This is a genomic window from Marinobacter sp. bablab_jr003 (assembly GCF_016464245.1).
GTDB lineage: Bacteria > Pseudomonadota > Gammaproteobacteria > Pseudomonadales > Oleiphilaceae > Marinobacter > Marinobacter vinifirmus.
The window spans coordinates 51,629-64,972 of record NZ_JADARC010000108.1; the positions used below are offsets into that span (position 1 = coordinate 51,629).

A 13,344-nucleotide genomic window follows, 5' to 3' on the forward strand; every position below is an offset into this window, starting at 1 on the left:
ACGGCAGTGGCCATAGTAAGGTTCCGCATTTACCCGGAATTTACAGTGTTTTAATTTGCCGGTAATCCTGCGCCACGCGGGCTGTTACCTTGCGGATACAGGGCACCGCGGGTATCCTGACGGCCTCTCACTGTCAGCTGGTACGGGCGCACCTTGAGAAATCTAAATCCTGTTATTTTTATTGTCAGCGTGATGTTTGTACTTTTGAGTGCTTTCATGACGTTACCGGTGTTTCTCCTGGCTGGAACGCCCTCTGGCGCGCCTAATGCCATGGCGTTTGCAGAGTCTGCTGCGATCGTCTGTGTGCTGGGTATTCTGGGTATCCTGCTTACCCGCAACAATAATCGGGAGCTCAAGCCCCGATACATGTTTGTTCTGACCGTATCCAGCTGGTTTATTATCGCCCTGCTCTCGTCCCTGCCTTTTTATCTGAGCGATAACGGTATTTCTGCTGCCGATGCGGTGTTTGAAGGCACCTCCGGCATTACCACCACGGGCGCTACCGTGTTCAGCGGGCTGGACAACTTTGACCGGGACCTGCTGCTCTGGCGTTCCATTCTGCAATGGCTCGGTGGCATCGGGATTATCGGTATGTTCGTTGCCGTTCTGCCGTTCCTGCGGGTGGGCGGAATGCGCCTGTTTGCGACCGAATCCTCGGAGTGGACTGACAAGGCCCTGCCCCGGATGAAAACCCTCAGCCGTGGCCTTCTGTTCGTTTATTTGGTGTTCACGGTCATCGCAGTAACGACCTATTGGTTATCCGGTATGAGCCTGTTTGATGCGTTCAACCACGGTTTGACCAGTATCGCTACCGGTGGCTTCTCCACCTCCGACATGTCCATGGGCAAGTTCAACGACTTGATCCTTATGGAAGCAACCTTCTTTATGATGCTCGGCAGCTTGCCGTTCTTCCTGTTTGTGCGGGAAATGCACGGCCAGCACTTTGTGCTGTTCAAGGATCAGCAGGTACGCCTGTTCCTGGCGATTCTGCTGGTAGTGCCACTGTTGCTCACGCTGCACCGGTGGTGGGTATCGCCGGTAGCATTCGACCCCTTCCATAACTATGTTTCCACGCTGTTCAACGTTACCTCGGTGGTGAGTACCTCCGGTTACGCCTCGGAAGACTATTCAGCCTGGGGCCCGCTGGCGTTCGTCGCCTTCTTCTTCCTGATGTTTGTCGGCGGTTGTTCCGGCTCTACGGCCGGCGGTATGAAGATTTTCCGCTTCCAGCTGTCTCTGATCATCCTGCGGGAGCAGCTGATGCGCCTGTTGCACCCCCGCGCGGTGTTTACCCGGAATTACAACGGCCGGGCGGTCAGCGACGAGATTATCTCCTCGATGATCGCCTATACCTTTATTTTCCTGCTGTGCCTGCTGATTATTACGGTACTGCTGGCATCCCTGCAGCTGGACTTTGTCACTTCGCTGTCGGGCGCGCTGACATCGCTCACCAACGTTGGGCCTGGACTGGGCGACATTATCGGCCCGGCCGGTAACTTCGGCCCGCTGCCGGATGCCGCCAAGTGGATTCTTTCGGTGGGTATGCTGATGGGCCGGCTGGAGATTCTCAGCGTGGTGATTGTGTTATCACCGGGATTCTGGCGCGGCTGATTCTATCGGTACCAAAGGATGTGGCTGTCTTCAAGCGGCAGGTTCAGGCGGGCATCCTTTACCCGGATTCTCGGAGTGAAGTGGCCTGCCGGGCGCGGGGGCACGGTTGCCCGATACAGATAGCTGTCTTCTGATCCCTCCAGTGCATGCTCCATAGCCATGGGTTGCACCAGTCTTGGCCCGAACTCCGACGCTTCCGCCACCAGTTCCACCGTCAGTTGTTCATGGCCCAGGCCATCCAGGTAAACGCAGAGTGAAAAGGTCTGGCTGTTGTCACCCGTCTGTTCGGTCAGTTCGCCAAACCTGAGTTTTGGCCAGTGCCGGCAGACGTTCTTTCGGTTGGCGACCAGCTCGGCCGCGATTTCCGGAGTGCGCTCGTTACCCTGGGCCGCCATCGGCAGGTAAAAGTCGGAAACATACTCCCGCACCATGCGGTTTGCCGAATAGCGGGCGGTCAGCTGGTCCATACTGGCACGGATGCGTTGCAGCCAGGTACCGGGCAAGCCCTTGTCATCCAGGTGGTAGAATTCCGGAATCACCTGCTGTTCCAGCAGTTCATAAAGTTCCCGGGCATCCGAGTCGTCATGGCTGCCATCCAGTGCCAGTTCTTCAAAGCTGGCCCCGGGCCGTATCGCCCAGCCAACCTGATCGTTCCAGGCTTCCGCCCACCATCCATCAAACTGGGAAAGGTTGAGTCCGCCGTTCACCAGAACTTTCATGCCACTGGTGCCACAGGCTTCCCACGGGTGGCTCGGGGTGTTCAGCCACACATCAACGCCCTGAATCAGCTGGCCGGCCACGGCAAGGTCGTAGTCTTCAATGAACACTACCTTGCCTTCCACTTCCGGGCGCTGCGAAAAGGCTTTCCAGCGCCGGATCAGTTCCTTGCCAACCTTGTCCTTCGGATGTGCCTTGCCAGCCAGCACAATCTGCAGGGGCCGGTCACGGTTGGTCAGTAACCGGACCAGCCTTTCCGGGTCTTTCAGCAACAGGTCCGGGCGTTTGTAGGCCGTGAACCGCCGTGCGAAACCCAGTGTCAGGGTTTCTGCATCCAGCAACAGGCCGCAGGCGGCGTCCGGGTTGCTGCCGTAGTTGTGTTCGCAATGTTGTGCGTGCAGGCGTTTGCGCAGATAACCCACCAGCCGGCGGCGCTGGCTGCGGCGCATTTCCCAGATAGACAGGTCATCAACGTCGCACATGGGTTCCGGTTCGAGCATTGGCTGGCGCCAGCGGTCCTTGCCACAGGCGCGAGTCCAGAGCTGGTCGGATTCCGGAGAATCCCAGCTCGGGGTATGGATTCCGTTGGTCACGTAGTCTGCAGGGACATCCGGCGTGGGCCAGCGACCAAACCAGGGCTGGAAGATGGTCTGAGTCACCTTTTGGTGTATCCGGCTGACACCGTTGAAGCGGCCGCTCATGCCCAGGGCCAGCCCCGCCATATTCAGGTCTGATGTGCCACCATTGGCGATGCCCAGCAGGTTCTCCAGGCGGTTGCCCTGCCCGGAAAGCCAGGGTTCCAGGTACAGGGCCGCCAGTGCGCGGGGAAAACGGTCGAACCCGGCGGCCACAGAAGTGTGGGTGGTAAACAGGTTAGTGGCCCGGGTGGCAACGCGGGCGACTTCGAAATCGGTTTGCTGGCTGCGCTGCCACTGGTGGGCCCGCTCTACCAGGGCCAGGGCGCTGTGGCCTTCGTTAATGTGGCAAAGTGCCGGTTTCCGATCCAGAAGCTCCAGCAAACGCCAGCCTCCGATGCCCAGAACCATTTCCTGTTGCAGGCGCTTTTCCGGGTCGCCACTGTAAAGTTCACTGGTGATACCCCGGTCGCCGGGTTCGTTGCGGGGGTCGTTACTGTCCAGCAGCAGGAGCTCGCAACGCCCCACCTGGCCTTTCCAGCCCCGAAGCCGAACCTCCCTTCCGGGAAAAGGCACGGTTACCCTCGCCCATTCGCCGTTGCTGTCCCGTAAGGGCGATACCGGCAACATGGTGGGATCGTTGTAGGGATGGAATTCGATCTGTTCGCCTGCCGTGTTCAGGGCTTGCCGGAAGTATCCTTGCTGATACAGCAGGCCCACGGCCATCACCGGAACACCGAGGTCACTGGAAGCTTTGAGGAAATCGCCAGCGAGTACTCCGAGCCCGCCACTGTACAGAGGCAGGGATTCGGAAACGCCATATTCCATGCAGAACCAGGCGATTCCGCCATCGAGATTGTTATTGCAGGAATCCGAATACCAGGTGGCAGCCCGGGTAAACTCTTCGTGCCGGCTGACCTGCTCCTGATAGAGCGTCAGGAAATCCGGATCCTGGGATAACGCCTGCAGGTGCTCCACTGCAACCCCGTTGAGCACCAGCCAGGCATTATGGGTGGCTTCCCAGGCTTCTTCGTCCAGGGCCCGCCATAACTGATCGCCGCCGTGATGCCAGGTCCAGCGCAGGTCCAGTGCCAGGGAGATAAGCCCCGACAACTGGTCTGGCAGGGCCCGCATGGAATAGGCGGCAAGTGTCATGGGCTGGCCTCAAGCCGTCAGTGTGCGGTGTAGCCACCGTCGATCACCAGCTCGCTGCCGGTTACAAACTTGGATTCATCCGACGCCAGGTAAACCACACCCCAGGCAATATCGTCCGGCTCGCCCATATGGCCCAGCGGGTGTAGGGCGGCGGTGGCGTTCCTGGCCTCTTCCGGATCCACTCCGGTGGTTTTCATGTGGCCCTCTACCATCGGTGTCCAGATAAAGCCGGGGTGTACAGAGTTCACCCGGATTCGGTCTTTGGCGTAGATCATGGCATCTGTCTTGGACATCAGCCGTACCGCACCCTTGGAGGCATGGTATGGCGGTGCGTCGGGTGCCCCTACCAGGCCATAAATGGAGGACAGGTTGACGATGCTGCCGCCTCCGGCTTTCAGCATGTGCGGAACCGAGTGCTTGGTGCAGAAAAACACACCCTTTACGTTGATATCCTGAACCTTGTCCCACTCTGCCTCGGTCACTTCGTGGGTCGGCTTGTTGGCACCGGAGATACCGGCATTGCTCACCATAACGTTGAGCTTGCCAAAGCGCTCGGCCACGCCATCCAGCGCTGCTTTCACCTGGCTTTCATCGGCCACGTCACAATGCCAGTAAGCGACCCGGAAACCTTTTTTGGTGAGTTCCTGCACTAGGGCTTCGCCTTCTTTATCAAGCACGTCGAGCACACCTACTGCCGCGCCCTGCTCTACCATCCGTTCCACCATGGCCCGGCCCAGGCCCAATGCTCCGCCGGTTACCGCTGCTACCTTGCCTTCCAGTCTAGCCATTACTGTTTCTTCCTTTCGTTTCGGGTTTTCAGTGAATCTTGCGATGTCTGAGGGCTGCGCGGCCGTCTGCGTCTTTGTGGTCTTCCAGCCAGAGTATCAGCTCGGAAATGACCCTTGCGTCATTCTCTGCGCTGTCAAAATCGACGCCGAGCCCCTGGTCGGCCCTACGAACCACGTGGGCCTTCAGCGTATGGTGTTTATCGGGTTGCTCGGGAAACCGGAACGACAAGTGCAGGGCCTGGTTCAGCCGCACATCATCAAAGCCGGTGACAATAAAAAGCCCCCGCCTGGACGCATCTTTTATCGCCCCGGTGGCTACAGGCATACCACGCTTGTACACCAGTATAGGCAACTCCCCTTCAATTCGCTGGCTAAGACGGTGTTCCATTAGAGCCCCCTTTCACAAACTTTTGTTTTCTGGCGGATACAGGTTAGACCTGTTCATTCACCAGTTATATCTGTTTGTTTATTGATCAACTTGACTCTGATCAATAAATAACCGGAGCAACATTACCGCCCGTATAGCTGAACCGTTTCCCTGAGCCGGGCAATATCCACAAGCTCCTGATAATGCTCTGGAAGCTGCCATATCCAGTTGTTCTCGATGGTACCGGGGGTGTTGAATCGGGCATCAGAGCCCAGGCCCAGCAAGTCCTGTACGGGCACAACCACCAGCCCGGAGACCGATCCCATGGCAGCCTGGATAATTGGCCAGGGCATCTGCGCTGCCTCTTCGCCGGTAATTCTCAGGTAGTGGTTTACGTGTTGCCGCGTGCGCTCATCAAGGCTGTGGTACCAGCCCAGGGTGGTGTCGTTGTCGTGGGTTCCGGTGTACACCAGGTCTTCCGCCCTGTGGTTATGCAGCAGGTGTGGATTGCCCGGGCTGCCGTCAAAGCCGAACTGCAGAACCGTCATACCGGGCAACCGGAAACGGTGGCGCAACTGCTCCACATCGTCGCCGATAATGCCGAGATTCTCGGCTACCAGGGGAAGGTCCGGCAGTTCCCGGAAACAGGCCGACAGAAAGTCATCCCCCGGGCCTGGCACCCAGTAGCCGTTCACCGGCCGGGGGTCACTGGCAGGAATTTCCCAGAACGCCTGCAGGCCCCGGAAATGATCGATTCGCAACAGATCAAACTTTTCCCGCTGGCTGGCCAGGCGGCTGAGCCACCACCGGTAACCATCCCGCGCCATGGCCTGCCAGTTATAAAGCGGGTTACCCCAGTGCTGGCCGTCCGGCGAAAAATAATCCGGCGGAACGCCAGCCACTGCCAGCGGCTGACCGTTTTCATCCAGCTTGAACTGCTCCGGATTGGCCCAGACATCGGCGCTGTCATGGGCCGCAAAGATGGGAATGTCCCCGAACATCAGCACGCCCCGGTCCCGGGCGTATTGCCTGAGCGCATGCCATTGCCGGTGGAACAGGAACTGCTCGTATTTCACCTGTTCGATGGCTGATTCATTGGCCCGGGAAAACTCTGCCAGTGCACTGGAGTCGCGCCGTCGCAGGGGGTCGGGCCAGTCCGGCCAGGCTGTCCCCGGGTATCTGGCCCGGATGGCCATAAACAGTGCGTAGTCATCCAGCCAATGGCTGTGGCTGGCCAGAAATTGTGGCCAGGCATCGTCAATCTCCCGGCTTTCCAGCTTGCCGGGCAGTTCCCTGAAGTCGATCAGCTCCGGGTTACCGGCGTGGGCCGACAGCGACTGATAGGGTGAAAGATCCGGATGGGTCGGCCCGATAGGCAGCGTTTGCCACACCGTTACACCGGCCGCTGCAAGCCAGTCCACAAACCTGCGAGCGCTTTCGCCCAGCTTGCCGTGGCTGCCCGGCAAGGCTGTCGGGTGCAGCAGCACACCGGCACGGCGCCGGGAAAACACAGAAACGGGCGGCAGGGCTTGAGTCATGCATCCTCACCCGATTCGTGCCCCGGCCGCATGGCGCCGCCCCGGGCTGGCTCGCCACCGCCCTGGCTCAGGGGCTGGAACAGGCTCGGTGGTGCCGGGTATCCGATGGCATCGTACAGGTTGACCAGGTGGCGCCGGTAAAGGTGTTCGAAATCTTTCACCACAGCAGCCGGGTTGTAATCCCCGAACCACCAGAACCAGTCCGAACCCTCACACAAGCCCAGCTGCCGTGCAGCCGCCGCCTTCTGTTCTGCGTTTAACGAGCCGTTGTCCATCACCTTGTCGTAATGCTGCTTGGCTTCACACAGCAAATCCCAGGCACGGTTTTTGTCGGGGTCGCCAATCCAGGTTGAGAAGGTTCCGTAAATCCAGCTGCCGGCAACAAGGTGAGGCAGGCCCTCGGGCTGGCAGTCAGGAGTATCCAGGTAATCCCGGTAGGTGGTCAGTTTCAGATCCGGATGGTTCTCCAGAACCCGGTACAACTCGTCCAGAAAGTAGTAGCCGTTCTCCGGGTAGTATTCCCAGGCATTCTCTCCGTCCAGAATCACCGAAATCACCGCATTGGCATTGTTACGGTTGTCCTTCGCAATATTCTCCATGTGATGTACCAGGTCACCCACGGCATCCCGGGCGTGCCAGTTGGCATAGGTAAAGCCGATCAGGTCAGACAACCCGTCATCACGGAAAAACACGGTCAGCGGCTGTTCAGCGAACCGGAATGGCCGGTGGATACTGCCGCCGCCATCGTCGGCACCTTTGTTTCGGGCCAGTTTCATGCTGTTATGGATCACGGAATCGCCACTGGCGGTCCAGCGGAATCCATGGTCATTCAGAAGGGGTAACAGTGACTGGCTCAGCGCGCCTTCGGAAGCCCAGCAACCGGTGGGCTGTTTTCCGAAAAACCGCTGGAACACTTTCTTGCCCTCTTCCAGGTGCCATCCCGCCCGCTGATCTCCTCCGGGGTAGTGCCCGTGTTCGGGCAACCGGATATCAGGAATCGCTTCACTGGCGGATTTCAGGTCCAGCAGCAGCGGCATGATGGGGTGCGCCCAGGGGCTCATTGCCAGTTCTACCTGCCCGTTCTGCTCCAGGTGCCGGTATCTCGGGCCGATGCCTGCCAACAGCTCGGCAATGACATCCAGCACGGCCAGCCGGTCTTCCCGGGAATACTGATGGCCTTTTTCCTGCAGGCTGCGGATAACGGGGTGAGACCGGCGAACGGTTTCTCCCATCCAGCCAAGGTGGTACCACACCAGCAGGTCTTCCAGGAACTGGGCGGAGATATAGCGCTGTATATCCGGCCGGGCGCGATAGAAACCGGCCAGCTCAGACAGCCTGCGGTACGGGGGGAAACGCTTTATGATTCGGTCGGCATTGGCCCGAAGACACTTGTCCATCAGATCCAGGAAGCCGGGCGAACCGGGCTCCGGCAGGGACTCGCTCACCAGGGCTGCCAGTACCGGATCACCAATACCGGTGCCTTTATGTCGCCAGCACTCGATCTGCACCAGGTACTCTTCAATCTGTTCCAGCAGCACCGGCGCAAAGTTCACCACGGCCCGGGCATCCGGGTGGGCTTCCAGGTGGGCGGCCATGTCGGCGTAGTCTTTGATGCAATGCAGGTACACCCAGGGGAACAGGAATTCGCCGGTGCTCTGGTCCTGATAGTCCGGCTGATGCATGTGCCAGCAAAGCACGACCGGTGTGCGGTGGTCAGAGGCCATGGGGGTAGTCCTGCTCCAGCATCTCCGGGGTTACCAGCACAATGCCTTTGGGTGATACGTAGAAGCGTTTGGCATCCTGTTCTGTGTCATAGCCGATACGGGTCCCTTCCGGAATCCGGCAGCCCCGGTCGATGACCGCCCGGCGGATTTTGCAGTTTCGGGCAATATCCACATCGGGGAAAATAACCGTGTCTTCTACAGTACAAAAGGAATGGACAATCACCTTGGAAAACAGCAGTGAACGCTGCACCTGCGCGCCGGACACAATGCAGCCGCCGGCGACCATGGAATCTACGGCATAGCCCCGCCGGTTATCGTCATCAAACACAAACTTGGCCGGGGGCATCTGTTCCTGGTAGGTCCAGATGGGCCATTCCGAATCGTACAGGTTGAGTTCAGGGCTGACGCCGATCAGCTCCATATTCGCCTGCCAGAGCGAATCGATGGTGCCGACATCCCGCCAGTAGGCCGGTTTGTTGTTGACCGGGTCCCGGAACGGAAACGCAGACACCCGAAGGCGTTCGATAATGGACGGGATAATGTCCTTGCCGAAATCGTGGGATGACAGTGTGCTGAGTTCGTGGTCCCGCAGCAGCTCATCAAACAGGATTTTGGTACTAAACACGTAGATGCCCATTGAAGCCAGGGCTTTTTCCGGCTGCCCGGGCATGGGTTTGGGGTTGTCCGGCTTTTCAACAAACTCGGTAATCCGGAGCTTGTCGTCCACCGACATCACCCCGAAGGCCCTGGCGTCTTCCAGGGGCACTTCTATACAACCGACCGTAACGTCTGCCTCCTGCTCCACATGGGCGGCCAGCATGGTGCCGTAGTCCATCTTGTAAACGTGGTCACCCGCCAGGATCAGCACATACTCCGGATTGTGGCTGCGGATAATGTCGAGGTTCTGCAGTACTGCGTTGGCGGTGCCTTCGTACCAGGAGGTTTCGATGCGCTGCTGGGCTGGCAGCAGCTCCACAAACTCCCCCATTTCGCCCCGCAAAAAGCCCCAGCCCCGCTGGATATGGCGAATCAATGAGTGGGACTTGTACTGGGTAATCACACCCACCTGGTTGATGCCGGAGTTGATACAGTTGGAGAGTGGAAAATCGATAATCCGGAACTTGCCGCCGAAAGGCACTGCCGGCTTCGCCCGCCACTTGGTGAGGTCTTCCAGCCGGCTACCCCGGCCCCCGGCCAGCACCAGCGCGAGGGTTTGCCGTGTCAGGCGGCTGACGTAACGCTTTGCCATTTGCATAGTTCTGCTTCCCTGAAAACCCGCTTGGTCTTCTGCCCGTTCTGAGCGAACGGTAATAGACACTGCATTGACGATTTCTAAGATTCTAGAACACTACCATTCAATTATGACGTAATATTGTCTCAGGTCATTTTTCGATCAGCGGCAAAAACGTCCAATGGTCTAACCTCCAGCCGTACCATTCTGAACGGGAACCCGAGGACTATGGAAAGCCCCACCCTGAGCGAGTTCGACCTCTACCTGCTGGCCGAAGGCCGGCACTGGCATATCTATAATGTGCTTGGCGCACATCCCATGACCCATGAAGGCACCGAAGGTGTGCGTTTTGCGGTCTGGGCCCCCAGTGCCAAGGCTGTCAGTGTCGTCGGTGATTTCAATCACTGGCAGGCCGACGCAGACGCCATGCAGCTGCATGAAGGATTCGGCGTATGGTCTGTGTTCATACCGAAAGTCCAGGTTGACGCCCTGTACAAGTTTTCAATTACAACCCGCGACGGTCACCAGCTCACCAAAACGGATCCTTACGGCCAGGCCTTCGAACTCAGGCCGTCAACCGCCGCACGGGTTACCGAGCGCCGGGGCTATTGCTGGGAAGATGGCGACTGGCTGGAAAGCCGCAACCGGTTTGACTGGCAACGCAGCCCCATTTCCATTTACGAGGTGCATCCCGGTTCATGGCGCCACCACGGCTCCGGTCGCTGGCTGAGTTACCGGGAGCTGGCAGAGCAGCTGATTCCCTATGTACTGGAGACCGGCTTCACCCATATTGAATTGCTGCCGGTGACCGAGCATCCCCTGGATGAATCCTGGGGCTACCAGACCACCGGCTACTACGCGCCCACCAGCCGCTACGGCAGCCCGGATGACCTTCGTTACCTGATTGACCAGTGCCACCAACACAATATCGGGGTAATTCTCGACTGGGTTCCCGGACACTTTCCGGACGACGAACACGCCCTGGCAAAGTTCGACGGCACCGCCCTGTACGAACACGAAGACCCGCGCCGGGGCCGGCACCAGGACTGGGGCACGCTGATCTACAACTACAGCCGCCATGAAGTTAAAAACTTCCTGATTGGCAGTGCCCTGTTCTGGCTGGACACCTTCCATGTGGATGGCCTGCGGGTAGATGCCGTTGCCTCCATGCTGTACCTGAATTACTCCCGCAATGAAGAAGACTGGTTGCCGAACGAATACGGCGGCAACGAGAACCTGGAGGCTATTGCCTTCCTTCGGGAGCTCAACCAGGTGTGCCAGGGCCGCTTCCCCGGGGTGCTGATGATGGCGGAGGAATCCACCTCCTGGCCCCAGGTTACCCGGCCACCGGAAGTCGGCGGGCTTGGCTTCAACCTGAAGTGGAACATGGGCTGGATGCACGACACCCTGCACTACTTCCAGCAGGACCCTGTTTACCGGCAATTCCACCACGACAAGCTCACCTTCGGGCTGCTGTATGCCTTTTCCGAGAACTTCCTGCTGCCGCTGTCCCACGATGAAGTGGTACACGGCAAATCCAGCCTGATCCAGAAAATGCCCGGAGACGACTGGCAACAACGGGCATCGCTGCGGCTACTGTTCAGCTACATGTTCACCTACCCGGGTGCCAAGTTGCTGTTTATGGGCGGTGAGTTCGGCCAACGGCAGGAGTGGAGTGAAAAACGGGAGCTGGACTGGCACCTGCTGCAACACGAAGGGCATCAGGGCATCCACAAACTGGTGCAGGACCTTAACCGCCTGTACCGGGAACAACCTGCCCTGCACCGGCTGGACTACAATGCAGCCGGTTTTGAATGGATTGATTGCCACGACTCCACCCAGTCGGTGGTCAGCTACCTGCGCAAACCGGACCAGCACGGTGGCGAGGCCCTGGTGATCTTGGTCAACTTTACCCCCGTGCCCCGGCATCACTACCGGATTGGTGTTCCCCTGGCCGGCAACTGGCAGGAGATCTTCAATTCCGACTCCACCTACTACGGCGGCAGTAATCTGGGCAATCCGTTTACCCTGACTGCCACCGACACCCGCTGGATGGCCAGGCCGGCGTCGGTGGAGGTTACCCTGCCACCCTTGGGGCTGATTATTCTGAAGGCCGATGCATGACCCGAATTCTGTTTGCCACCAGCGAAGTCTTTCCCCTGGTAAAGACCGGCGGCCTGGCCGATGTGTCCGGCAGCCTGCCGGAAGCCCTGTGCCGGCTCGGCTACGATTGCCAGATCCTGCTACCGGGTTATCCCGCTGCACTCAAGGCGGCCCGGGACGCCGGTTCTCAGCGCAAGGCCCGCTTCCGTTTCGGCCAATACGATGTATCACTCTGGCAAACCCAGGTGCCGGAGACCCAGGTACTGCTCTGGCTGGTGGATTGTCCGGCCCTGTTCGACCGGCAAGGTGACAGCCCGTACCAGAACGAAAACGGTGAAGACTGGTGGGACAACGCCCATCGTTTTCACCTGTTTGCCCGTATCGGGGCCATGATGGCGCTGGGGCAACTGGGGTTATCCTGGAAGCCGGATATCGTGCATTGCAACGACTGGCAAACCGGCCTGATCCCCGTGTTCCTGCACAACGACAAGCACGCGCCCGCCACTGTCTTTACCATCCATAACCTGGCGTATCAGGGCCTTTTCTCGCATGAAACGTTCAGGGCGCTGGGGTTGCCGGATCATCTCTGGCGTTTTGACCAGCTGGAATTTCACGGCCAGTTTTCCTTTCTCAAGGGCGGCCTGGTGTTCAGCGATGCCATCACCACTGTCAGCCCGAGCTACGCCCGGGAAATCCGCACGCCGGAGTTTGGCTATGGGCTCGACGGTTTGCTGGAGCACCGGTCCCATGCTTTGACCGGCATATTGAACGGCATCGATAACCGTTACTGGAACCCGAAGTCAGACCAGCACCTGGATTTCCACTACAGCCCGGACGATACCTCCGGAAAAGCCCAGTGCCGGGCAGCCCTGCAGCGCAAACTGGGGCTGGAAGTCAACGGCGCTCCGGTGCTGGGATTTGTCGGGCGTCTGGTAGAACAGAAGGGGCTGGACTGGCTGCTGGAAGCACTGCCGACTTTACTGGAAAAGGGTTGTCAGTTTGCCATTCTCGGTTCCGGAGAGGCCCGTTACCAACAGGCGCTGCAACACCTGGCCCGGGACTGGCCCGAACAGTTGTCACTTACGCTGGGTTATAACGAGGCCCTGGCCCACGAAATAACCGCCGGCGCGGACATCTTCCTGATGCCATCCCGGTTTGAGCCCTGTGGCCTGAACCAGATGTACAGCCTGCGCTACGGCACTATTCCGGTGGTGCACGGCACGGGCGGGCTGAACGATACCGTACTGGACCCCGGCGAGGTGCCGGTACGGGACGCCAACGGATTTGTTTTCCGGGAGCCCAACGCCCACGGGCTGAAGCGCGCCGTGAACCGGGCGCTCGAAGCCCGCAAGCACCGGAAAACCTGGCAACAGCTGCAGCAAAACGGCATGACCGCAGATTACTCGTGGAAGCACCGGGCCGGCGAATACGCCGCCCTCTACAACAAGCTCAGGCATAACCAGTAACCACAGGGA

9 protein-coding genes are annotated in these 13,344 nt (G+C 59.0%); 3 read left to right on the top strand and 6 right to left on the bottom strand.

What is annotated here, in order from left to right; genetic code table 11:
- The first annotated feature begins 192 nt into the window (after positions 1-192).
- Positions 193-1,611: a TrkH family potassium uptake protein gene (locus H3Z84_RS11175; RefSeq protein ID WP_094623981.1), complete on the top strand. Its 1,419-nt coding sequence runs from the start codon at positions 193-195 to the stop codon at positions 1,609-1,611.
- A gap of 2 nt (positions 1,612-1,613) precedes the next feature.
- Here the strand turns inward: H3Z84_RS11175 and glgP are convergent, their stop codons facing one another.
- The 6 genes from glgP to glgC form a co-directional block, all read right to left on the bottom strand.
- Complete coding sequence (glgP, locus tag H3Z84_RS11180; RefSeq protein WP_199457508.1) at positions 1,614-4,118, bottom strand: alpha-glucan family phosphorylase; 2,505 nt, start codon at positions 4,116-4,118, stop codon at positions 1,614-1,616.
- Between the two features lie 17 nt (positions 4,119-4,135).
- Positions 4,136-4,906 (bottom strand): SDR family NAD(P)-dependent oxidoreductase, encoded by a 771-nt coding sequence (locus tag H3Z84_RS11185; RefSeq protein ID WP_199457509.1) that lies wholly within the window; start codon positions 4,904-4,906, stop codon positions 4,136-4,138.
- 28 nt (positions 4,907-4,934) lie between these two features.
- Positions 4,935-5,294, bottom strand: coding sequence for a PilZ domain-containing protein (locus H3Z84_RS11190; protein ID WP_199457510.1), 360 nt, complete (start codon positions 5,292-5,294; stop codon positions 4,935-4,937).
- A 122-nt stretch (positions 5,295-5,416) separates the two neighbouring features.
- A complete protein-coding gene (gene malQ, locus H3Z84_RS11195; protein WP_199457511.1) occupies positions 5,417-6,811 on the bottom strand; it encodes a 4-alpha-glucanotransferase in 1,395 nt (464 codons plus the stop codon).
- A complete protein-coding gene (locus H3Z84_RS11200; RefSeq protein WP_199457512.1) occupies positions 6,808-8,535 on the bottom strand; it encodes a glycoside hydrolase family 57 protein in 1,728 nt (575 codons plus the stop codon). The genes malQ and H3Z84_RS11200 overlap by 4 nt, the downstream gene beginning before the upstream one ends.
- Positions 8,525-9,784, bottom strand: a complete 1,260-nt coding sequence (gene glgC / locus H3Z84_RS11205) for a glucose-1-phosphate adenylyltransferase (protein ID WP_228285824.1) — start codon at positions 9,782-9,784, stop codon at positions 8,525-8,527. The genes H3Z84_RS11200 and glgC overlap by 11 nt, the downstream gene beginning before the upstream one ends.
- A gap of 210 nt (positions 9,785-9,994) precedes the next feature.
- Here glgC and glgB point away from each other — a divergent pair, with 210 nt between their 5' ends.
- Together glgB and glgA are read left to right on the top strand one after the other, a co-directional pair.
- Positions 9,995-11,890, top strand: a complete 1,896-nt coding sequence (gene glgB / locus H3Z84_RS11210; protein ID WP_199457514.1) for a 1,4-alpha-glucan branching protein GlgB — start codon at positions 9,995-9,997, stop codon at positions 11,888-11,890.
- Positions 11,887-13,335 carry a glycogen synthase GlgA gene (glgA, locus tag H3Z84_RS11215; protein ID WP_199457515.1) on the top strand — a complete coding sequence of 483 codons (1,449 nt, stop codon included), beginning with the start codon at positions 11,887-11,889 and terminating at the stop codon, positions 13,333-13,335. Before glgB ends, glgA begins: the two co-directional genes overlap by 4 nt.
- Positions 13,336-13,344 lie beyond the last annotated feature (9 nt).